Below are 20682 nucleotides of genomic sequence, written 5' to 3' on the forward strand. Positions count from 1 at the left end.
AGAGTTTCGACCATCTTAAATCACTCCTTTTCGCTCTCAAGTTTTGCAAGGAATGAAACTGCATCCCTTTCTTCCTTGATTTTCTCCATTACGCGAGAGTTACCTACGATTGTAAGGCCTCTGCGAGGTTTCTCATCGAATAGTTTGTCGTATACGAGGTTGCGGGCCTTGTCCAGTCTTGTCTGTCCTGAGTCGAGGCCCATGAACTCTATGCCAGGGAAGTCGTCGTCGACCTGTTCCATGGCGTTTGTGATTAGTGTGCGTTTTTCGTCAGGAGTCCATCCTTCCTCAAGAACCAGTACTGCGTCATCCTTGACTTTCTGAAGTACGAGCTCCAGCTTGTCGTCCAACTGATGATCAGACAGCTTGTCTCTTGAGAGAAATTCTATGGTAACTCCATCGTCGCTCATTAACTTAACCTTTCGATTATTTCCTCATAAAGTTTGTCGATATTTTCTCCCTCTTTGGCAGAAACCTCTAGAACAGGGTGCTGAGGGAAGGCATCACGGACTCTCGAAGGATCTGCATCCTCAAGGTCTGTTTTATTGGCCAAAATCAGTATTGGAATATCTTTGGCCTCGAGATTTCCGATAATAGTAACGTTAACCTGTGTATAAGGATCTTCTGTAGAATCAAATACTACAAGGCATGCGTCAACATCATCAAGATACTTGATGGCCTCTACAATACCTTTTGTAGCTTCCTTGGCGCGGTCCTTGGATTCTTCCTCTTCAAGGCCGTGTTCTGTAAAGTCCTGGAAGTCTACGTTCGTAGAAATGCCTGGCATGTCCAGAAGGTTCATGTCAATTGTTCTATCGTCGTCCGTCTCAAGCGTAACCTGCTCCTTCTTCTCAACGGCCCTGGTCTCGTGTGGTACCTCCGAAACATTACTCATTTCCTCTCCAGTCAAATCCATAGAAATCTGATTAGCGAGCGTAGACTTTCCTGCATTTGGAGGACCGTAAAGGCCTATACTTATGTCATCTTGTTCCGTTGAGCTGAATAGATCGGATATTAACTTTTTGAGACGGCCTATCATAGTTTTGACACCGGACAATAATAAATCGGGTCCGTAGGTATAAAAACCGTTCCCATGCAATCAAAATAATAAAATCAGAGGTATCAAGTCACGAATATGAGAACTGAAAAAGGCGTAATGCTGGTGGTTCACAAGAAGCCCAGCAGAGAAAACAGGTACCTGATCCTGAACAGGAAGAAGAACTGGGAGGGCTGGGAGCTTGCGAAAGGCCATCTGGAAGAAGATGACTACGAGCACACCGTTAAACTTGAGCTCAGAGAGGAGGCTGGTATTGACGAAGGCCAGATCCAGAGTATTGAAGACCTGGACCACACTGCAGAATGGAGTTTCGAGGATGAAGATGGAGAAGAAGTCCAGCGAGAGTATAAGGCCTTTCTTGTAGAGGTTACGCCTGAAGCAATTGCAGATGTTGAGCAGAATCCTTCAGATGAACACAGCCAGGCCTTTTTCCTCAGCAAGGAGGACTGTGAAGGCCTTCTTACATATGATAACCATAAGGAAGTTCTGGAGCTTGGTGCCGAGAAGGCAGAGTAACTGTTTAAAGATCAGATTCTGTTTTTGTTTCTATGTCAAAGCCTGAAGAAATGCTGGAGCTTTACCAGTTCGAACAGTGTCCTTACTGCAAGAAAGTCAGAGAAAAACTTACTGAACTACAGATTGATTACATTGCTCGGCAGGTAGATGCCAGCGGCGACCGTGAAAAAGTGAAGGAGATCTCAGGCCAGACAGGAGTTCCTGTACTGGTTGATCCAAACACCGACACAGTTATGCCGGAGAGCGACGACATAGTCGACTACCTGGAAGAACACTACGGCTAAATTTTCCTCTTCTCTTTATTTCTGAGGTTCAAAGTATTCCATTCCCTCATCAAGAACTTCTTTTATCTCATCTAGTCCATATGCGTCTTCAACATTTACACCTAGATCGGCATGTACAGCTAGGACAGGAGTTACAGCCGCAAGGCCTTCAATATCGTACATTCCTGTTTCATCCCAGTAGATGCATGCCTCTGCCCAGAGCTTCGATCCCTCCTCAACTCTGTCAAGTCTTGTTCCCGGGCTTCCAGCTTGTCTGTACCGTTTAAGCTGTTCCTGCACTCGTTCCAGCTGTTCTTCCTCTCTTCTCTGCTGATCAATCTCCGCCAATGCGTAGAAATGTGAAGCAGTTTCAAGATCCGAGAGCTCATCTATAGAGAGCTGGTTTTCATTATTATACTGTTCTTTTGATCGGAATTCCATATGTTGTTATCGACCAGTAAATTAAAAACAGTAGTATTTCCTAACTCTTCATAAGAATGGCAGTCGATCGCGATAGCACAGAGGAAGACATATTCTTTGACATAAAAGGAATATTCCCAGAAGCAGTGGATGAATTTCAGGAACAGATGCCGGAAATGAGCGAAGGAGACTACATGATCGGAGGCCGAATGAGAGAAGACATGAAACCCTTCGTGTACTCAGGCCTTGTATCAGAATTCCCTGTCAACGGAGAAACAGTATTTATAGTGACAGAAAGAGGAGAACAGGTCCTGGAAGGATACGAAGATCCAGAAGAAGTCACAGCACAGAAACCAACAGTCGACAGAGAAGAGGCCTATGAAGTATTCAATGCAGACACCGAAGACTTCGCACAGGCCATCATCTCAGAAGAACTGCTGACACAGTACCGCAGAAAAAAGGAGCAACAAGTACAGAGCGCTGAAGGAGAGAGCTGGGAGAACTACCTGGACTTCGGGACAGAAATGCTGAACAACTGGGAACAGGTGTTCCACCGAGCAAATAACTCAGAGGATAGAGAACTACAGCAGTACGCAGAAGAAGTAGGATACAGACTTGACGAACTAACAGAAGGCCTTGTAAACCTTGCAGACGAGAAAGAAGGCCAGCACATCGAATCAGTGAGAGACAGCATCTACGAGCTAGAAGGCCTGACAGAACAGTTCAACCACGAAATGTAAAAACTGTTGAAACCAAAAATTCTGTAACATGCCGATCCCAGGCCTTATTTCTAGCAAAAGAACTACCGCAGCAATTCTACTGATAGGCCTTGCCACAGCGATAGCTCTCACACCTGTAAGCTCAATGACAGGAAATGTATTCCAATCAGCAACACTAGATACAAACAGCACGAGCCAGGCCGCAACCACCAGCGAAGCAACAACATCAAACACAAACTCACTGAACAACGGGTTAACGGCCTACTACCGTTTCGACGATGTCAAGGCCTCAAGAGGATATAGTTTACAGTTTGATGGCAGTGATGATTATGTTGAGACGAGAGGTCCTGAGGAACTCTACAATTACTCAATATCCATCTGGTTTAAAGCAGATAACAGAGGCGGAGAAAGGCCTGTCTTCCAGGACTCTTATGGCGCTCCCGCAGGATACAGCCACGGTTATCCCACGATAGGCATGGATCCCTCAGCAATCTACTTTACAGGAGGCTATAACGGTTCAACGTACGATAAGGCAGAGTTAACGAGCGCAGTTTCAGGTAAGTGGTACCATGGAGTGCTCGTTAGCAACGGACAAAACTCTAATTTTGAAGCATACGTAAACGGACAAAAAATTGGAGAGACACACTGGGTTTCCGGATCACAGCTGAATATAACCAACAGCACAATAGGAGCAAGGCCCGAGAAAGCAAAAAACAACCCGGATCAAACCCATCATTTTGACGGAAAAATCGACCAACTACAAATCTATGACAGATCACTCAAAGACTTTGAAGTCAAAAAACTCTACAGAGAAGAACCACTAGCAAAAGGGCTGCTATCCGAGTATCCTCTAAACTCAGGGCCTGAAAACTGCGACCTGACACAAGAGAATAACTGTATAGAGAATTCTCTAGACTCAGCTTACGATGCAAGGCCCGTCAACTTCAACGACAATAATCTAGATACAGGCAGCGGATGGACAGATGAAACTCCTGTCAACAGGCCTTCTGCCGAGGACTCCTCAGTTTTCAACTCACTAGGCACAGGGTTTGGTGGGGCAGAAGGAAATCTTAACAATTTTGATTTCTCCTCCTCAAGCGGTTGGAGCAGCGGACACATAGGAGAGCACTCTCTCAAATTTGACGGCAGCGATGACTTTGTCAGTGTGCCCTACAGAAAAACCTTTAACTTCAGCGGAGACTCATGGAGCCTAAGCCTTTGGTTCAAAGCTTCAGGAGATCCTGATGCAGAAGTACTGCTTGCTCAGGGAGATGGCGCCGAGTTCAATGACGGGTGGACTCTTAGAGATAGCTGGGACTCAACCGGGCCTCTAATGTTCCGATCTGGAGGCAACACATTATCAGCCTCTGGGGTGTGGGACAATGACTGGCATCATGCCGCAGTTTCCATAGAACCAGAGGGAGAATCACACCTATACGTGGACGGACAGCTTAGAGACAGTGGTGCTACCTCAAACTTCGGACCATTCAACTCAACAGAATCATTCTTAATAGGCGATAAAGGGAATGGAGAAATATTAAACGGATCAATAGATGATGTGAGAATATACCACACCGCGCTCACACCCTCACAAGTAGACAAAATCTACAGAAAGCAACCAATTACTGAAAACCTATCAAATCGCTGGAACTTCGAATCAGGAAACCTCAAAACAGCATATGATACAGGAGACACCACCAACCAAGGAGTTCTGAATACGAACTCTGTAGCAACATACGGTGGTTTAAACTTCATAAGCTCAAAAACCTCTCAGCAAATATCCTCACTCTCTTTCTGGGCCTCGGAAGACGGAAAATGGAGGCACTATGTTGAAACGAATGGAACTCGATTTATTGACGGTAGGGAAGAGTCCTGGGGCCATCCTTTAGTCACTAACAGTTCTTATGGTACGAATATTGGTTCTCCTTTCTACGAGTCGGGGATTGTAGAAAATGTCTCTAACTGGACTTATGTAGGCCTTGACGGCGAGTTCGATGATCCTGTAGTAATTGTTAATGGCCAGGGAAGCTTTGATGCAGGTGATGAGCCAAGAGAGTCCAGAGCACTTGTCAGAAATATCGGGCCCGAAGGATTCGAGGTTCAGAATGTTAACGAAAATGATTCGCTGGTGGAAGAAGATATCGGGTATATTGTTATGGAGAAAGGCCACCATACTATCGATGGAGTGGAGGTAGAGGCCGGTACATACAATACCTCTGGATCAACCAGTTCCTACAACTGGAATCAATCATTTGGATCCAATTCTATAAACATGATTGACACACTGCAGGAGGAAACATCTCACGCGTACAGCTCAAGAGTTGACACAAGTTCCTTGGATTCACAGGGATTCTCGATTTACTGGGAATCATTCGACCAGAGTCAGGGGGCAGATCAGGACGGAGGAGGCTTTCAGGCAGGTTACATAGCCTATAGAACCGATCAGTCAAACACCAGGTTTGAAGGCGACATATACCCGAACTGTCCAGAAGACACAGACACAGGTGGCTGGTGCCAGGTAAACTTCTCCACAGAATTTAGCGAGACACCGATCATGTTCGCTAACCCTCTCGGAACAAGCGGAGGAGACCCTTCTGTAGGAAGCTTCTCAGACCTAACCACCGAGGGCGTCAAAATAAGAATTACAGAAGGAGATGTATACGACGGAGAACAGGGCCACGTCAACGTAGACCTGCCATGGACAGTATGGACAGACAGCTTCGAAGGCAGAATCGACGAGTTCAGGGCCTACAACAGAAGCCTTACGGACAGCGAAACAACCAGACTTGGCCTCAAATAGGTTGAAAACCGGGGAAATGTAAAGACACAGACACAAATAAAATATACAGAATGAAAACAGGCCTAAAAAATAACAGAAAAACTGCAGTAATCGCGGCACTAGGCCTTATAACTGCAATAACAGTTTTCTCAGGATCCGGCCTCACCGGAGAACTCTCGTCATCAACTTTGATCAATGATGGAGAACAGCCAAGGACAGCAACCACATCCGACACATCCACAAGCACAAGCACTCTTAACGATGGCCTGAAAGCATACTACCGTTTCGACAACGTCAAGGCCTCAAGAGGATATAGCATTGAATTGGATGGATCGGATGATTATTTACAAATACCTAGTTCCGATAGTCTCAATACAACTGGCGCCATTACAGTTTCTGGATGGGCTAAATTCGATACCACAGGGCAATCATCAGGATTGTTTGGCAGAGGAATCTACACGGGATCATGCAAAGGCCTAAACCCTTACTTCATAAGGTTGAATGAATCTGGAAGCCAGCTCGTGTGGAGTCTGGGAAAGGATACCAGTTGCGGTAACTTTGGTAGTAGGGTTACAGACAGCTTCAGCTACGAAACAGGAAAATGGTATCACATAGCCGGCGTCTGGAACGGCTCCACAGCACCAAACAGCCAGAGACTTTACGTGGACGGCACAAAAGTAGCCCAAGGATCTCCAGGTTTCTCCAATCTTTATAAAGATAATACTTATAACGTTATCGGTTACGGCGAACAGCACCTGGACGGAGAAGTAGACAACGTCAGAGTATATGAAAGAGCGCTATCCTCCAAAGAAATAAACAATCTATACAAAGGCCTTCCTGTCTCTAGAAACAACCTAATCCTCTACCAGCGATTCAACGAAGGTCCTAACAACTGCGACCTTACCACTTTCTTGAACTGCCTCGAAGATGAATCTACGAACAAAAACAATGCAGAGGGCCGCGGCATCGAAGACAATAATCTGGATACAGGTTCAGGATGGACAAAAGAAACACCCGTAAACAGGCCTTCTGCAGAAGATACTGGAAGACAAAATACCATCTTCTTTGAAGGAGGCGACAACGAAGTCTTCTTTGAAGGCGGGAATAACGGAGAATTGATGGACTTTGACTTCAACGCAAGCAGCGGATGGACTGCAGATAGCAAGGTTGGAGAGAAGGCTCTGAAGCTAGATGGTGTTGATGATATAGTCAGAGTTAGAGATAATCCTGACCTGGATTTCAATCAGGAAATTACTGCTTCGGTCTGGTTCAAACCTCTTGAGGGAGGTAATGGCAGCACTGATAGATCTCTCAATCTCATCTCCAAAAGATGGGGTGGAGGCGGATACACCGATATTAAATTTGAGCTGGGATACAATTCCGCCAACCAGATTACATGGACTCTGGGAGTTAACGATGAAGTAGAACTTCTTGAAATGACTTCTTCAGAAACCGTGACTCCTGAAACAGGATGGCACCACGCGGCCGGAACATACAACACCAACACGAACACAGCCAGAATATTTATCGACGGCTCCATGGTGAAAGAAATATCCTACACCGCAGACAATATTACCAGCATAAGCACTGACGACATGTATATCGGAGGTGGCGACATTTTCAACGATAGATACTACCTTAATGGCAGCATTGATGATGCAAGGCTCTACAGCACCTCTCTTTCACCTTCAGAAATACAAGAACTATACAATGGAGAACCTGTCAACGATGGCCTTGTAGGAAGATGGAACTTTGAATCAGGAGATGGGGAGACGGCCTATGATACATACTACAAGAGCTCTGGAGTCCTGGGAGGATCTTCCATTGATTCAGGGCCTGAAACCTATGGTAGCGGCGGCCAGGTTTCTATGAACGAATCTACTGTTTCTGCATGGTACAGCAAAGGCGATCTACCTGAGAAAGTAAGTTCTACAGGCCGAAGATATGCTACTTTCTGTCTTCTAGACACCAGCGATGATCAAGGTCTTTTCAGCATTGGTTCTACACGTGACGGCAACTTTATCCAGATACAGAATCTTTCAACTTCTGGCGACGTAGTTCATACGCGGAATAATACTTTGAACAGAGGAGAGCTCTGGAGGTTCCCTTGCGATGATTACGGGCCTGACTCCGCTTTCAGGATTAACGCTGAGTATCCTGTATCTGTTGACTATGATTCTATGCTGGATGCGAGGACCAGTGACGATGACTGGACTTCGCGGGCCGGAGAAGATATCTGGTTCTCCATGCCTAACGACAACAACGAAATGAGCATCACTGCTTACCGAAATAATACCGAGGTAACACTGTACAACAGGAAGGATGAAACTTCTCAGAGCTTTACACTAGATAAGGACGAGTTCTGGACTTGTTCTGACTGCACGAACAGTCCAACGCTGTTCAACATCAAGACAAACGAAAATCACCCTGTAACAGTTCTTTACGGAAAGTTTGACGACAATTCAGGCTCTGAAATAGTGGCCCCAACCAGAAAGCTGTACAGAGTCTCGAAGGACTACGCCGAAAACGGCCAGAAAATACACATAGCTGCGGAGAAAGACAACACAGATGTAGATATCACAGATTACGCAGGAAACTGCACTACAACATCCACTACACTAAACGCAGGAGAAGTCTACTCCGACTCCTGCGGTCAGGGAACAATCAATCTCAAAGTAAACTCTTCCAAACCTGTCTCCCTAACCTTAATCGAGGCCGGCGGCGACTACGGCCCAAGCATGTATCGCTCATCAACCAACAACTGGGGAATCGGAAAAGAATACAGCATCACCTCAAGCAACGACCAGGGTAACAGCATCAGCCTTATCTCGCTGGCAGACAACAACCAGATCGATATCTCCGGATCCTTCAGCTACTCCGCGGAACTGGACAAATACGAGAACCGATACGGTGTAGGAAACCTTCCTGTAAACGAATACCTCAAAATAGAGGCCGAACACCCGGTAGCAGTTGTAGGTGACGCAGGAAGCAACTACGAGGCCGCAATGGCCGTACTACCGCTACCTAAAATGAATATTGTAGAGGCCGGAGAATCAGGCATCGGAGTCAGCAAGGATAGAACCTTCGGATTCAGCAGCGGCAATATTATCTCAACTGAAGGCCTTCGAACAGACCAATGGCAGAACCTTGTCATGACAGGAGGATCGAGCACCTCTCTATACATTGACGGCCGCAAAGCCCTGAACACAGATATCTCCTCCAGCGCTGAGAAAGGAAAAATCCGGATTGGAAGAGCTCCCGGAAAAATTGACGAAGTCCGTGTGTACGACAGAAGTCTTTCAGACAGCGAAGTCCAAGATCTTCTTTTCCAGTAGGATTCAGCTCAAACAGAAGACAGGGAAACCATATAAGCAAAACTTATACCGGCAATTACTAGCTTATATACTTTCAGCTATATAGCGTAGTAAGTTATGCCATTCAAAAGCGACGGCGTAGAAGTAATTGCAGTCGACGACCAGGAAGACATCCTGGAGCTGACAAAACTATTTCTTGAACGTTTTGAGGAAGATCTCGAAGTAGAGACAACCACAGATCCTGAAAAAGTACTGGAAGACGTAGAGGAAGGCCTTTACGACGCGGTGCTCTCCGACTACGACATGCCTCGAATCACAGGCCTCGATCTTCTGGAAGAAGTCAGAGAGATCGATGAGGACCTGCCTTTCATTCTGTACACGGGAAAAGGCTCTGAGGAGATAGCGGCCGACGCGGTAAACCACGGCGTAACCGACTACTTCAGGAAAGAGGCCGGATCAGACCACTACCAGATGATTGCCAAAAGCCTCACAGATGCAGTAGACAAGTACAGAAACGCAAAGGAAAGAGAAGTGTTCGAGGCCATAGTCGACAACTCGGAAAACCCTATTCTCATCACAGATCCAGAATCCGAGATACTCTACGTAAACCCGGCACTGCTGGAGGTAACAGGATATGATTCAGAAGAACTTCTGGGAGAAAACCTCTCCAAGATCACACCTGGCGAAAGCTACGCTGCACTCTACGAGGCCTCAGAAGACGCAAAAGTACTTGAAGCACAGGACGTACGAGGACTGAAGAAAAACGGCGACTCATACAGCCAGGACCAGCAAATCATCCCGATAAAAGGAAAAGATGGATGGCCTGAATTCTACGCATCAATATCAGACCTACTAGAACCCTCAGAAACAGAATAAAGACACGAAATGTAAAAACAAAGAAAGCGAAAACCCAACTGTATGGAGCTAAAAGGCCTGAAAAATTCTACAACAATAATTACAGCCCTACTTCTTACCGCAGGCCTCACCATAGCTCTAACAAGTTCAACCAGCCCTGCAGGATCAATACTTGAAGGTGAAGAACCAAAATCGCTGGCAGACACCGAAAACATAGAAATACAGTCATCAACCAGCTCAGGCCTTCAGAAAGGACTCCAGGCCTACTACCGTTTTGACAACGTACAGGCCTCCAAGGGATACAGCCTGGAATTCGATGGAACAGATGATTATCTCAGCATTGATGACAGCTCGAGCGTGGATAATACTTTTGGTAGCACGTTCAACTTCACACTGACTGCCTGGGTAAAGATGAATGAATGGGAGGACTGGAGAGGAATCCAGAACAAGGCAGGATGCGGGAACTGGAGCTGTACTACCGCCGGAATGTGGACTTATGGAGACGGAATAGTGGGAGTGATCGGAATCGATGAAAGTGGAAACCCTCCGAATTCGTATGTAAGAGCTATTCACAAGCCCGGCCTGGGAGAATGGCATCATGCAGCAGCTGTAGGAAATGGAAGCCACGTCAAACTGTATATTGACGGAGATCTGAAAGACTCCGAGAAAATAACAGATAGCATCAAATCAAATCTCACAACTAACAATCACCCTTTGGTTGTAGGCCGTAGATGCGCTGGCTGCACTGAGTCAATAAACGGCTCTATAGCAAAAATCCAGGCCTTCAACAGAACTCTAAGCAGTTCGGAAATCTCCAATCTTTACAATTCGCTTCCTGTATCCGAGAAAGGGAAGGTTCTGTCAGTAGATCTGAATGATGGGCCTAGAAACTGCGATTTAACATCTTCAACTCATTGTCTTCTCGATAAATACTTCTACTCCAACGATGCAGAGGCTGTAAGCTTCAATGACAACAGTTTGGATACAGAATCCGGCTGGGAAAAGGAAACACCTATCAACAGGCCATGGGGAAAAGATTACAGCGTTAATAACAACAAGGCCCGTTTCTTCGGCGGAAACCACGGATCTCTAAATGGATTCGAACTTGGAAACTCAAGCACCTGGAAAAAAGGCGTAATAGATAGCGGTTCAGTTGGGCTTGATGGAAATGACAGCTACATTTCTATACCTGATGGAAACAGTCTTCAGCCCACGGATGAGATATCAGTAGGAATATGGGTTAAACAGAAAGGCGAAAACAACAATTCTGACGGCAACTCACAGATGCTTGTAGAGAAATACTTCTGGGGTTCTTGGGGCCTTCTACAGTGGGGAGGCGTAGGGAACACAGTTACCTGGCACGTAGAGTTCCAGGACGGGAATGATACAGAAGTTTCCACAACAACACCTCTAACTGCAGATGGAGAATGGCACTACCTAATGGGAACGTACGATGGAAAACAGCTCAAAATCTATTTTGACGGAGAACTTGAGGACTCAACCAGTTACCCTGATAGACAGATAAGTACATCCGGAGGCAACATCTGGATAGGCCGTCACGGCAACAGCCCCCACCACTTCTGGTTCAATGGCTCTACAGACGATCTCCGAATATACAACAAGGCCCTGAAAGAAGAGGAAGTCAAAGAGTTAAGCCAGAAGAAAAACGTAGAGAAAAATCTGGTTGGAAGATGGAACTTTGAGGAAGGGGAAGGAACAGAGGCCTATGACACCTCAAGATTTGAGAGAGGTGGAACCTTCAGCTCGGAAACTGTAAAGACCGGTAACTCAGACGATTACCTAAGGCTTAGATACGGGCCTGATAGATGGAACTTCGACAGCATCACCGTGTCGGCCTGGATATACCCTGACACTCTTCCAGCCTCCTCAGGATCTCATAGCGACGGCGCACACATCGCTGGCAGAGTCGGAGGAGTATCCGGACAGGCCGACACCTCAAATACAGATGACAACTGGAGAATTGCAGTAGGCAACTCCAAAATCGGTTTCTACACCGACTCAGAACAGAACTACGACCACAACATGTACACGCCAAAAATACTGAAAGAAGACAAATGGCAGCATATCACAGCAACCTACAACGCCACAACCTCCAGAAAGAAACTTTTTGTCAACGGAAAACTACAGACAGAAACAGTAGTATCAAGCAGTCCTCCAGACCCTCTCCACACCAACACCAACCCAGTCAGCATCTTCGGAACCCGAAGCTGGGACAGCGACCAGGTATTCAATGGAATGATCGACGAACTAAGAATCTACAATCGTACACTCAGCGAAGACGAAGTAAAGAAACTGGCGCTAGACTGAAAATCTATCTGAAATAATTACGAAACTTCTCGTCAACATGGCTATAGGTAGTCAGCATTTCTTATTTTTTCCAGAAAGTTCCTATACATCTGAACGTCCTCTTTATCTAGTTTTTTCAAGGCATCAAAGCGTTCATGGCTCTTTCCAGCTCCAACAGGATCTATAATCTTAATCCCTTCTTCCGGACTATAGAGTATATTGCCTTCCAGATCACCGTGTACTAGGCCATTTTCATGAAAAGTCTCTAAAGCACTCTCAACTTCATCAATAAGCTCTTCGCCCGCACCGTTCTCCAAGATATAGTCTCTAAGAGTTGTTCCCTCTATTCTTTCCAAGTAGAAGCCTTCCATTTCTCCAGATTCTCCGTAAATAGCCATCAAAGGCTCCGCAACATTTTCCGGCTCAAGTTCGTACATACTCTCCATATCATTAAACTCTCCTTGAATCTCCGGAAACCTTTCAGCAGCTCTAACCGGAATAGTTCTACCATTTAGGCCATCATCCTTGAAGTACTCCTCCGCCAGATCAAGCCAATAGAAATGATCTGCAGAAAGATTATCAAGCGAAGACATAGATCATAAGAGACAAGACAATTTTTTCAACCCAACCGCTAACAGACAATCACAATATCCAAGAAAAAAACTTAGTCATTGAACTGAGACAGAAAAGTCGAGCGGACCGGCCCTCCAACAATCTCCAAGTTGCTCACTGCCTCTCCAAAATTGGATAATTCACTTACTTTTTAACAAATATACCCTGACTATTTTTCTCGTATTTGCAGGATTTGGCGAAATTTTTCTTACCCAAACCGAGAATTATAGGAGGGAATATCTTGCTAGGATAAGAATATTGAAGTTTAAAGCTTGCTTTCTTTTCGGAACTATTTTCTATAAACGCATTAAAGTCTATATTAAAAGGTTCAGTGGGAGGAAGAACAATACTTCCTTCTTTACTCCCTTCCGACATTTGAATATCCATATTTCTCGATTCTATATTCCAAGACAATTCACCAGGAGAGGCTCCTTCATTTCTAAACCTTGTAAAAACCCTGTTTTCATTATCAGCTAGATCTGGACATTGATTTGTTCCTTGAACAGTGTAAATATGAGGCGCTCCAGAATACCAAGCAGCCGAGGTGCTTACAATATTAGCTGTGAATAGAAGGATAGTTGCTACGGCGAGTATGAATGTATACCTTGAAAGTTTTTTTGAGAACCCTGTTGATTTTCTTTCTAAATTCCTCCTCTCCTGTTTCCTCTGTTCCTTTTTGAGGAATTCAATGCCTTTAGTTGTTATCTTCCATGTTGTTTTCGGATCTATAGGATCTCCATATTCATTAATACCCTTTGATGTGTCAATACTCTTTACTATCTTTCCTGATTCCGCTAAATATGTCTCAATAGTCTCAATTTCCTTATCATTTAGATTAAATTCAACTCGTATCTGAGCCTTCAGAACGTACTTAGGATACCCCTCCTGCAACTTTGCTAATATTTCCTCGACAATTTCGAAGTCCATCAATCTATATAGATATAAAAACGGAAGAATTAACTTTCTTTCCAAATTAATTCCGGGGTCACTGGAGGGAGTCTCCAACAATCTCCGAGTTACTTACTCTCCAGAACGTCTTTTAGTTGTCAAATTCTTAAGTTTTTTAGTGTTGAAATTAAAGTACATTCTCTATTATAAGCCGTTTTAATTAACTCTTTTCTAGATTTTCTAACCGTCGATAAACTCTGGCGTCTTACCTAGGTCTTCAATCTCTTTCTTAATTCCCCCAGTTTCTTCTTCTATATACTCCTTGACATCCGTTCCTTCGAACGCATTTTCTAGTTTCTGAATAGTTCCATAACCCAACCAGATTAAATGAACAACCTGGTTAAGCTCTTTATCTTCGTCAGGCGTTCTATCAGACATAGAAGCGCCAAGCCTTACAGGGTGTGAAGCATAATTGCTTGAAAGATTATAGAAATCGCCATAGCGCTTGTTCTTCTTTTTCATTTCACCTTTCTTATTTCCTCTTATTTTGTGAAGTTTATCTACAATACTTAATTCCTCTTTCATTCTATCTTCTGTTGATAAGCCTTCTTCGTTTAGTTCCTTGACTTCTTGTTTCCATTCCTTCATCATATCTTTAGACTCCGCTCTATCTTCATTTAAACCTTCTAAAACCAAATAAGATTCGTATAAGTATCTAAGAGTTCTCTTAAATGACTTGTAATTACAATACTTTGTGTTGATATATCCTTCTTCTAGATTAATCACAGAACTTGTATAGTGTAAGAAGATGTGCTTGTGATGGTCGTTGAATTCTTCTGGAAACTCTTGCTGGACTTTTTGAAGTTCTTGCATTTGGTTAAGAAGTCTCAGTAATATCGAAACAGGTTTCTTGTTTTTACCTTCAAGCCCTTCGTTCTGATTTGAAAGAATTCTTTTCTCTATATCTCCTGCGTCCATATCAGATATTTTCGTGCCAAACCTGTTATGATTTTCTCAAGTCGGAAATAAGCGTCGGTTTTTCAGCGTTCTTAGATATCTCTCTTAGTCCTCTATAAAATCTTTTTTCCTTAGGTGTATTTACGGAAGAATTCGTCTAGAACTTATTTGTTGTGTTCTGATAGTTCTGGATTTTTGAATAGTTTTTCGTGCGTCTGCTTTAGACTGTCAAACACCATTCTTGTGTTTTCTCCTTTAGTTGCCGCCGTTGAGCTAATATTAGGGTTTGGCGGAGAAGCAGTTCAAAAGATCTTTTGTTAAGATATGAACTCGGAGAAAGATGGACCGGCCCAGATTTGAACTGGGGATCTCCACGTTATCAGCGTGGCGCTATAACCTGGCTAAGCTACCGGTCCTTTTTGACCTTGTGTAGTAGTGTTGACGGGTAAGTATTTTTAATGCAACGCTAGTAGCCAACTATTTTTATTCAAGTCGAACAGAGTATTTATTTGTGGGCCTAAAGCAGGAGTACGGCGAGAAAGTTGAAGAAGTTGAGGAGTCAGTTCACTTGATTACTTCGAAGAAGTCAGCGTCACGTGTGAAGACTGTGCTGGATTCTTTTCTGCCGCTTGTACTGATTCTGCTTTCGTTTGTAATACTTTTCCAGTTCTTTAATTTCGGGCCTGCAGCGGATACGTATATCAGTTATCTTAACTATGTGGTTATTCTTTTCTTTGCTGCCAGGCTGGGTATAGGCCTGCGGCTTGCGCAGTCGAATACGAAGTTTGTTGAGGATCACTGGCTTGACATGTTGATGGTGATTCCTGCTCTCAGTATCTTGGAGGAGCTTGAGGTAGGTGCAATCTTCGAGCAGCAGATGGTGGGAGAGAAGGCTACGGCAGGAATAGCGATGGCCCGTAATCTAGGCCTGTCTGCCAAGATGACCAAGATAATCAGACTGGTTAAGAGAACTGTTACTTTCTGAATAAGGGCCTTTTGGAACAGGTAAACTGTGGCTGAAGAGTTTGCTGTGTTAGAATAATTTTTTGAGAGGTTATGGGCTCGACGGGATTTGAACCCGCGACTACCGGCTTAAAAGGCCGGTGCTCTGCCAGACTGAGCTACGAGCCCCTCCTTGTAGAAAATAAATGAGAGGATATGTTTTAAGTAAAAATCCCTTATACGGTTTCCTGCTCAAAGTTGCCGTACTGGATGTTCTGTAGAGAGCTGTAGGGTACGAAGATTTCTCGGGCCTCGATTCTGTGGGCCTTTTCGTCTTCGGTGATTACGTGAGGCTTTTCGGCCTCTACACCTTTTGCTTCTCTTTTCAGGTGTTCTTCGGATTCCAGTAGGAAGTCTCCGGATTCCGTTAGTAGGATTACTTCGTATTCTGCCATTTACTCTTTCCTTGGCTTTGCTTTGTTGAAGTCGTTTCTTTTGGATGTGTTTCCGAAGCCACATGCTGCGCATTCCTTCTTTCTGAGGTGGAATGCTTTCTTGCCGCATCTACGGCATTTGCCGTGGCTTTTCTTGTTTCGTTTTCCTTTGTTAAGTCCCATTATGTGTCACCTGTGAAAAGTCGTTTTTATTCCGGGCTGACAAAGAGTACGTTGTCGCCTCTTACGAAGAGCTTACCGTAGTCTGTCTGTCCGTCTTCTGTCTTTACGGAAGCATTTTCAAGCCAGATGTTGAGGTGCTTGTCGAATGCCTGTAGTTCTCCTGAAACTGTAGGTTCCTGATCTCTTCCGTATGCTTTTAGTTTTACTAGTACGTTTCCTTCTTTGGCCCCATCTAGAACGTCAAAAGGCCTTTTGTTATCTGCCATTGTTTAGAACACCTGTAAACATACAGAACCCTGACAACTTATATAAACCTGACTGGAGTAGAAAAATAGAGATATGATCTTGGTTATTACTCAAGCAGATTTCCTAGATCTTTGAGGCCTTCGATAGCCTCTTGTGTTCTTTCAAGTTCATTTTCAGCATTGCTTTCGAAAGGTTCTGAATACGTTATGCGCATTTCACCATCTTGGATTTCTTCGTCATCGCTATCATAAGACGTATCAAACTCCAACATTACGCCAATCACACCGTCTGTATAGTTTACCCCAGCATTAATTTCTCCATCTATTGATGTTTTAATTGGATTTGGAAGTTGTGTGTTTTCTGATTCAGGAAGTGAGTCGTCAAACATTGCATCTTTATTTTTTCTCCAGTAATTGGATTCTTCTTGTCTCCCTGAAGCCTGAGCACTTGATTCGCTCGCGCCTGCAACGTTTAGTAAGTACTTGGCAGCTTCATCTCTCTGAAGTTTTTCGGTTGTTGCACCTCTGTCTCCCCACTGGTATGTCATAGAAACTTCTTCGGAAGGGTCTGAGATTGCCGTCTTAACCATTTGAGATGCTCCCGATGGCGTTGTCTTACCTGTTATTTTGATATCTGCTTCTGCGTCCATGTTGTTTTCGTAGTCTGAATCGACTGCTCTCATATGTTGTTATTATGTAGTGACAAATAAAAAGGTTGTGGTGTTTGAAAGCAGGAATCAAGATTCTTTATAAAATTTTACGCATGAAGGGTTGTTATGGCTGTTTGGCACAAAAGATCAATGACTAAGAAAACGGGCGGTAAAACCCGTAGGTACAGGAAATCTAGAAAATACGATCTCGGATCCGAGTTCTCCGAACCAGAAGTAGGAGATCAGAGGATTAGAGTAATTAGAACTCGCGGTGGAAATAATAAGAGCCGTGTTAAGAGATCTGAGACTGTAAACCTTGCTGTTGACGGCGAGGTTAAGAAGGCTGAGATTGAGCAGGTTCTTGAGAACCCGGCTAATCCGAACTTCGTTAGAAGATCTCTACTTACAAAGGGAACTATCGTTGATACATCCGAAGGAAAGGCCAAGATTACTTCCAGGCCTGGACAGAACGGAGTTGTTAACGCAGTTCCTGTAGAGGAGTAAATTTTTCCTCTTCTCTCAATTTCATTTCCTAATTTCTGAGATTTTAGACAATAAGGAGTAAATTTATTAGAAAAGATTGGCAAGTGGAGACTATGTCTGACGAAGATGAGTCAGAAGTAAACTGGATAGGACAAGAAAGTAAGTCGCAAATGGTCGCTGCGCCTGAAGAGGATCCAGATGAGGATTAAACCTTATGACAATTCCCGGGCTAATTTTGGCCTTTCTTTTTTTGACTCCAGGATTTCTAGCAATAAAACTAGCTAGGAAGTTTGGTCATCTTGACCCCTTAAGCGATAGATTTGACAAGACTGCGTTCTCATTACTTCTCAGCGGTTTTTCAGCAGCATTCGTCCTTATGACGATAAATCTTCTTGGAATAGCTCCTGAGTTTGTTATTGAAGATTTTAATTTTAGTATCGAAAATCTAGGTTTTCTAAGCAAGCTATATGTAGGTCATTTAGTATCAGGATCAATTTTGGGGTATATTCTAGGCATTATACTGAAGGAAGATGGCTCAAGAAAAGAGACCCCCTTCAACCTCACTTTTAGGTATATGGAAGAGGGAGAACAGGGAAGCAAAATTAAAGCCAAAATGAAAGATGGAAGACTTATATCTGGCTATTTGAGAGCTTGGGACGACCGGGATGCAGATGAAGATTTGCTCATAAAGTTTCCTCGAATACTAGAAAGCTCTAATGGTCCAAAGTGGGAGAGCGGTAGAAAACTAGGCAAATACATGTATATTAACGGAGAGAATATCTCAGAAGTCTTTTTTGAAGCAGATATCAAGTTCCCCGAATGAGCAGGAAAAATAAATAGAGAGGTTAAAGGGCCTGAAATTTTATGCTAGTAGGCCTTTAACTTTGGAGAAAATCTTAACATGGATTCCTTTGGCTTTGAACTCTACCGGGATCTGTCTGCCGGTTTCGTCCATGAAATCGGTCTCCATCATCAAGTGAATAAGCCGAGTTAAACCTTATAAACCATTCGCTGTTTTAAGCGTTCTAATCGTTTCTTAGAGAATAAGGCCTTCTCTTAGCTGTTTTTTACACGTGTCTGAGGTTGAGTTCGAGGATGTCTTCATCCATTAGCTCGTGTTCTTCTCCGACTTTCTGGTTAGGGAACTTTGAGCTTTCTCCTGTTACACGTGCGTGTTTGAAACGGTCTTTCATGTCTCCTGGAAGATGATCAAGCGCGTCTCCAACCGTATCGCCTTCTCTGAGAATTAGTGGATCTTCTTTGTCCGGGTCCTCGCCTTTTTCTTTCATGTATATCCTGATAAGGCCTATGCTTTCGAAGATGAGGTCCTGCAGTTCTTCAAGGTTTTTACCTTCCTGTGCAGAGATTAATAAATCGTATTTTTCCTTGTAGTCCTTGGTTTCCTGGTCTGAGAGAAGATCCATTTTGTTGACTGCTGTGATTCCGGGCACGTACTTCCGGTTTCTCATGAGGCCGTCGATAAATCGGTCTAGATCGAGTTTTTCACGAATTATGACTTCTGCGTTGGTGAAGCCTTTCTGATGCATCAGTTGTTTGATGGTGTCGTCTTCAATGTCCAGGTCTACGGTTGTGGCAATGTTGATTCCGCCCCGGCCTTTCTTCTCTACTTTCATGTCTGGAGGTGACTGGTTGACTCTGATTCCTGCGTCGTATAGTTCGCCAGTTATTTCGTCGTATCTCATCTCCTCTGGATCAAGCAGTACAAGCACGAGATCAGCGTTGCGGACTACCGAAAGTACCTGTGTGCCTCCGCCGCGGCCCTCTGCTGCGCCGCCGATCAGTCCTGGCACGTCAAGTATCTGTATGTTGGCCCCTTTGTGTTTCATCATGCCAGGTTCTACATCAAGCGTTGTGAACTCGTATTCGCCGGTTTCCGAGTCAGCATTTGTTAATCGGTTTAGAAGCGTGGATTTTCCTACAGAAGGAAACCCTACAAGAGCAACAGTTGCGTCGCCCTGTTTCTTGACCGCGTAACCCGAGGTCTCACCAGTGCCTTTAGCCTTCTGCTGTTTCTCCTCCTTGAGTTCGGCGATACGGGCCTTCAGTCGGCCTCTTTCCTTTTCAGTTGCCTTGTTTACCGGTGTCTCTTCAAGTTTATCTTCTACTCGCTGAATCTCGTCTTCAAGGCCCATACCTGAACTGTGAAGGTTGAGTTTCAAAAAGTCTTTACTTCCTGTTGAGAATGAGATGTAAAATGTGTATTAGAGGCCTTGTTTTCGGGCCTTTCTGTAGTCGTCTTCGATGCTGTCCATTAGGTTGTTGAATCCCTGGATTGATCTGTCTTTTTGTCTTACTGTGTTCATTAGTTCTCTTCTGAGGTCTCTGCGGTCTTCTTCTGGAGTGTCTTTGGGGAAAGAGTTTCCCGGTACAGCGTTTTCGTAGGTGTTATCCAGAAAATCATCTCTGAATTCTTCTGCGACGTCTTCTCCATGCATGTCGGCCATCATTTCTATGCCCTTCAGTATTCTGGAGTGGTATGTCTCCTGTCTGCCTCTAGATGTGAAGTAGTCAGATCTATCGTCTACGCTTTCTGTGAATATTGTCACACTAGTATCTAGATCCACTCCATCGACGTATGGCTGTATGACATCCGGATCTACTTCCTCAACCCCATACCCTTCAGAGGAGGCTATAGCATCGTACTGTTCATCATCAAGACCTCTGATAACCACACCATTAATGACGTCCTCGTCATCGCCGGTATGTTCGGCTTCCAGCATAGTTCCTCCATATTTTTCCAAAGTATAGTTTCTTCTGAAGCCAGGGATCTTTACAGGTACGAATTCTAAGCCTTCTTCTCTATCTTTCTCCTCTTCCCATGCTTCAACGGCCTCCTCTCTCAGAAGGCCTTCGTCACCAAGTTCTTTTCCTTCATCATAAATAGGTTTAGCTGGACCTATATCATCGTCGAATCTTGCCAGTACCGAAGTTGGTAGTATCAGGCTTCCATATCCGAAAGTTGAGTTTTGGCCCATCGGAATCACAGTATTACTAGGCAATAACAAAAATTATAAGCATTTCCGTATCGAAGAGCTTG

Annotated in this window: 22 protein-coding genes and 2 tRNA genes; 10 read left to right on the forward strand and 14 right to left on the reverse strand. The window is 44.3% G+C overall.

What is annotated here, in order from left to right; genetic code table 11:
- Positions 1 to 20 precede the first annotated feature (20 nt).
- Positions 21 to 410, reverse strand: coding sequence for an OapB/ArvB family protein (locus HBNXNv_RS04080; protein ID WP_347720410.1), 390 nt, complete (start codon positions 408 to 410; stop codon positions 21 to 23).
- Positions 410 to 1039, reverse strand: coding sequence for an Era-like GTP-binding protein (locus HBNXNv_RS04085; RefSeq protein ID WP_347720411.1), 630 nt, complete (start codon positions 1037 to 1039; stop codon positions 410 to 412). The genes HBNXNv_RS04080 and HBNXNv_RS04085 overlap by 1 nt, the downstream gene beginning before the upstream one ends.
- 96 nt (positions 1040 to 1135) lie before the next feature.
- On the opposite strand from HBNXNv_RS04085, the gene HBNXNv_RS04090 reads away from it, so the two are divergent.
- Both HBNXNv_RS04090 and HBNXNv_RS04095 read left to right on the forward strand, forming a co-directional pair.
- A complete protein-coding gene (locus HBNXNv_RS04090) occupies positions 1136 to 1573 on the forward strand; it encodes an NUDIX domain-containing protein (RefSeq protein WP_347720412.1) in 438 nt (145 codons plus the stop codon).
- A gap of 32 nt (positions 1574 to 1605) precedes the next feature.
- Positions 1606 to 1857 (forward strand): glutathione S-transferase N-terminal domain-containing protein, encoded by a 252-nt coding sequence (locus HBNXNv_RS04095; RefSeq protein ID WP_347720413.1) that lies wholly within the window; start codon positions 1606 to 1608, stop codon positions 1855 to 1857.
- 15 nt (positions 1858 to 1872) lie between these two features.
- Here HBNXNv_RS04095 and HBNXNv_RS04100 read toward each other — a convergent pair whose 3' ends face one another.
- On the reverse strand, positions 1873 to 2277 hold the full coding sequence (locus tag HBNXNv_RS04100; protein ID WP_347720414.1) for a hypothetical protein: 405 nt from the start codon (positions 2275 to 2277) through the stop codon (positions 1873 to 1875).
- Between the two features lie 56 nt (positions 2278 to 2333).
- Here HBNXNv_RS04100 and HBNXNv_RS04105 point away from each other — a divergent pair, with 56 nt between their 5' ends.
- From HBNXNv_RS04105 to HBNXNv_RS04125, 5 genes are all read left to right on the forward strand, one after another.
- Entirely contained in the window at positions 2334 to 2996 is a 663-nt protein-coding gene (locus HBNXNv_RS04105) for a hypothetical protein (RefSeq protein ID WP_347720415.1), read from the forward strand.
- A 28-nt stretch (positions 2997 to 3024) separates the two neighbouring features.
- Entirely contained in the window at positions 3025 to 5775 is a 2751-nt protein-coding gene (locus tag HBNXNv_RS04110; RefSeq protein WP_347720416.1) for a LamG domain-containing protein, read from the forward strand.
- Between the two features lie 50 nt (positions 5776 to 5825).
- The gene (locus HBNXNv_RS04115; protein ID WP_347720417.1) at positions 5826 to 9089 is read left to right on the forward strand and encodes a LamG-like jellyroll fold domain-containing protein; all 3264 of its coding nucleotides are present in this window, start codon (positions 5826 to 5828) and stop codon (positions 9087 to 9089) included.
- Between the two features lie 96 nt (positions 9090 to 9185).
- The gene (locus HBNXNv_RS04120) at positions 9186 to 9944 is read left to right on the forward strand and encodes a response regulator (protein WP_347720418.1); all 759 of its coding nucleotides are present in this window, start codon (positions 9186 to 9188) and stop codon (positions 9942 to 9944) included.
- 42 nt (positions 9945 to 9986) lie between these two features.
- Positions 9987 to 12251 (forward strand): LamG domain-containing protein, encoded by a 2265-nt coding sequence (locus HBNXNv_RS04125; protein ID WP_347720419.1) that lies wholly within the window; start codon positions 9987 to 9989, stop codon positions 12249 to 12251.
- A 41-nt stretch (positions 12252 to 12292) separates the two neighbouring features.
- Here the strand turns inward: HBNXNv_RS04125 and HBNXNv_RS04130 are convergent, their stop codons facing one another.
- The 4 genes from HBNXNv_RS04130 to HBNXNv_RS04145 all read right to left on the reverse strand — a co-directional run bounded on the left by HBNXNv_RS04130 (position 12293) and on the right by HBNXNv_RS04145 (position 15103).
- Entirely contained in the window at positions 12293 to 12823 is a 531-nt protein-coding gene (locus HBNXNv_RS04130; protein WP_347720420.1) for a hypothetical protein, read from the reverse strand.
- Positions 12824 to 12986: 163 nt separating this feature from the next.
- Positions 12987 to 13769 carry a hypothetical protein gene (locus HBNXNv_RS04135; protein ID WP_347720421.1) on the reverse strand — a complete coding sequence of 261 codons (783 nt, stop codon included), beginning with the start codon at positions 13767 to 13769 and terminating at the stop codon, positions 12987 to 12989.
- 201 nt (positions 13770 to 13970) lie between these two features.
- The gene (locus HBNXNv_RS04140) at positions 13971 to 14708 is read right to left on the reverse strand and encodes a hypothetical protein (protein WP_347720422.1); all 738 of its coding nucleotides are present in this window, start codon (positions 14706 to 14708) and stop codon (positions 13971 to 13973) included.
- Between the two features lie 320 nt (positions 14709 to 15028).
- Positions 15029 to 15103 (reverse strand) — tRNA-Ile (locus HBNXNv_RS04145).
- Between the two features lie 95 nt (positions 15104 to 15198).
- On the opposite strand from HBNXNv_RS04145, the gene HBNXNv_RS04150 reads away from it, so the two are divergent.
- The gene (locus HBNXNv_RS04150; protein ID WP_347720423.1) at positions 15199 to 15672 is read left to right on the forward strand and encodes a hypothetical protein; all 474 of its coding nucleotides are present in this window, start codon (positions 15199 to 15201) and stop codon (positions 15670 to 15672) included.
- Positions 15673 to 15744: 72 nt separating this feature from the next.
- Here HBNXNv_RS04150 and HBNXNv_RS04155 read toward each other — a convergent pair.
- From HBNXNv_RS04155 to HBNXNv_RS04175, 5 genes are all read right to left on the reverse strand, one after another.
- Positions 15745 to 15818 (reverse strand) — tRNA-Lys (locus tag HBNXNv_RS04155).
- Positions 15819 to 15865: 47 nt separating this feature from the next.
- On the reverse strand, positions 15866 to 16084 hold the full coding sequence (locus HBNXNv_RS04160) for a hypothetical protein (protein WP_347720424.1): 219 nt from the start codon (positions 16082 to 16084) through the stop codon (positions 15866 to 15868).
- On the reverse strand, positions 16085 to 16246 hold the full coding sequence (locus tag HBNXNv_RS04165; protein WP_347720425.1) for a 50S ribosomal protein L37e: 162 nt from the start codon (positions 16244 to 16246) through the stop codon (positions 16085 to 16087).
- A gap of 26 nt (positions 16247 to 16272) precedes the next feature.
- The gene (locus HBNXNv_RS04170) at positions 16273 to 16512 is read right to left on the reverse strand and encodes an LSm family protein (protein ID WP_347720426.1); all 240 of its coding nucleotides are present in this window, start codon (positions 16510 to 16512) and stop codon (positions 16273 to 16275) included.
- A gap of 86 nt (positions 16513 to 16598) precedes the next feature.
- The gene (locus HBNXNv_RS04175; RefSeq protein ID WP_347720427.1) at positions 16599 to 17174 is read right to left on the reverse strand and encodes a hypothetical protein; all 576 of its coding nucleotides are present in this window, start codon (positions 17172 to 17174) and stop codon (positions 16599 to 16601) included.
- A 93-nt stretch (positions 17175 to 17267) separates the two neighbouring features.
- On the opposite strand from HBNXNv_RS04175, the gene HBNXNv_RS04180 reads away from it, so the two are divergent.
- Both HBNXNv_RS04180 and HBNXNv_RS04185 read left to right on the forward strand, forming a co-directional pair.
- The gene (locus HBNXNv_RS04180; protein ID WP_347720428.1) at positions 17268 to 17645 is read left to right on the forward strand and encodes a 30S ribosomal protein S8e; all 378 of its coding nucleotides are present in this window, start codon (positions 17268 to 17270) and stop codon (positions 17643 to 17645) included.
- Positions 17646 to 17838: 193 nt separating this feature from the next.
- Entirely contained in the window at positions 17839 to 18447 is a 609-nt protein-coding gene (locus HBNXNv_RS04185; protein WP_347720429.1) for a DUF6338 family protein, read from the forward strand.
- 244 nt (positions 18448 to 18691) lie between these two features.
- On the opposite strand, the gene HBNXNv_RS04190 is transcribed toward HBNXNv_RS04185, so the two are convergent.
- Together HBNXNv_RS04190 and HBNXNv_RS04195 are read right to left on the reverse strand one after the other, a co-directional pair.
- Positions 18692 to 19777: an OBG GTPase family GTP-binding protein gene (locus tag HBNXNv_RS04190; protein WP_347720430.1), complete on the reverse strand. Its 1086-nt coding sequence runs from the start codon at positions 19775 to 19777 to the stop codon at positions 18692 to 18694.
- 69 nt (positions 19778 to 19846) lie between these two features.
- Positions 19847 to 20620 carry a hypothetical protein gene (locus tag HBNXNv_RS04195; RefSeq protein WP_347720431.1) on the reverse strand — a complete coding sequence of 258 codons (774 nt, stop codon included), beginning with the start codon at positions 20618 to 20620 and terminating at the stop codon, positions 19847 to 19849.
- Positions 20621 to 20682: the final 62 nt, after the last annotated feature.

The sequence above is a fragment of the Candidatus Nanohalovita haloferacivicina genome (genome assembly GCF_029232205.1).
Taxonomy (GTDB): Archaea; Nanohalarchaeota; Nanosalinia; order Nanosalinales; family Nanosalinaceae; genus Nanohalovita; species Nanohalovita haloferacivicina.

What these genes read in the sequence shown, in the direction of transcription:
- HBNXNv_RS04080 (WP_347720410.1), bottom strand. Translation starts at nt 410, where the DNA reads ATGAGCGACGATGGAGTTACCATAGAATTTCTCTCAAGAGACAAGCTG.
- HBNXNv_RS04085 (WP_347720411.1), bottom strand. Translation starts at nt 1,039, where the DNA reads ATGATAGGCCGTCTCAAAAAGTTAATATCCGATCTATTCAGCTCAACG.
- HBNXNv_RS04090 (WP_347720412.1), top strand. Translation starts at nt 1,136, where the DNA reads ATGAGAACTGAAAAAGGCGTAATGCTGGTGGTTCACAAGAAGCCCAGC.
- HBNXNv_RS04095 (WP_347720413.1), top strand. Translation starts at nt 1,606, where the DNA reads ATGTCAAAGCCTGAAGAAATGCTGGAGCTTTACCAGTTCGAACAGTGT.
- HBNXNv_RS04100 (WP_347720414.1), bottom strand. Translation starts at nt 2,277, where the DNA reads ATGGAATTCCGATCAAAAGAACAGTATAATAATGAAAACCAGCTCTCT.
- HBNXNv_RS04105 (WP_347720415.1), top strand. Translation starts at nt 2,334, where the DNA reads ATGGCAGTCGATCGCGATAGCACAGAGGAAGACATATTCTTTGACATA.
- HBNXNv_RS04110 (WP_347720416.1), top strand. Translation starts at nt 3,025, where the DNA reads ATGCCGATCCCAGGCCTTATTTCTAGCAAAAGAACTACCGCAGCAATT.
- HBNXNv_RS04115 (WP_347720417.1), top strand. Translation starts at nt 5,826, where the DNA reads ATGAAAACAGGCCTAAAAAATAACAGAAAAACTGCAGTAATCGCGGCA.
- HBNXNv_RS04120 (WP_347720418.1), top strand. Translation starts at nt 9,186, where the DNA reads ATGCCATTCAAAAGCGACGGCGTAGAAGTAATTGCAGTCGACGACCAG.
- HBNXNv_RS04125 (WP_347720419.1), top strand. Translation starts at nt 9,987, where the DNA reads ATGGAGCTAAAAGGCCTGAAAAATTCTACAACAATAATTACAGCCCTA.
- HBNXNv_RS04130 (WP_347720420.1), bottom strand. Translation starts at nt 12,823, where the DNA reads ATGTCTTCGCTTGATAATCTTTCTGCAGATCATTTCTATTGGCTTGAT.
- HBNXNv_RS04135 (WP_347720421.1), bottom strand. Translation starts at nt 13,769, where the DNA reads ATGGACTTCGAAATTGTCGAGGAAATATTAGCAAAGTTGCAGGAGGGG.
- HBNXNv_RS04140 (WP_347720422.1), bottom strand. Translation starts at nt 14,708, where the DNA reads ATGGACGCAGGAGATATAGAGAAAAGAATTCTTTCAAATCAGAACGAA.
- HBNXNv_RS04160 (WP_347720424.1), bottom strand. Translation starts at nt 16,084, where the DNA reads ATGGCAGAATACGAAGTAATCCTACTAACGGAATCCGGAGACTTCCTA.
- HBNXNv_RS04165 (WP_347720425.1), bottom strand. Translation starts at nt 16,246, where the DNA reads ATGGGACTTAACAAAGGAAAACGAAACAAGAAAAGCCACGGCAAATGC.
- HBNXNv_RS04170 (WP_347720426.1), bottom strand. Translation starts at nt 16,512, where the DNA reads ATGGCAGATAACAAAAGGCCTTTTGACGTTCTAGATGGGGCCAAAGAA.
- HBNXNv_RS04175 (WP_347720427.1), bottom strand. Translation starts at nt 17,174, where the DNA reads ATGAGAGCAGTCGATTCAGACTACGAAAACAACATGGACGCAGAAGCA.
- HBNXNv_RS04180 (WP_347720428.1), top strand. Translation starts at nt 17,268, where the DNA reads ATGGCTGTTTGGCACAAAAGATCAATGACTAAGAAAACGGGCGGTAAA.
- HBNXNv_RS04185 (WP_347720429.1), top strand. Translation starts at nt 17,839, where the DNA reads ATGACAATTCCCGGGCTAATTTTGGCCTTTCTTTTTTTGACTCCAGGA.
- HBNXNv_RS04190 (WP_347720430.1), bottom strand. Translation starts at nt 19,777, where the DNA reads ATGGGCCTTGAAGACGAGATTCAGCGAGTAGAAGATAAACTTGAAGAG.
- HBNXNv_RS04195 (WP_347720431.1), bottom strand. Translation starts at nt 20,620, where the DNA reads ATGGGCCAAAACTCAACTTTCGGATATGGAAGCCTGATACTACCAACT.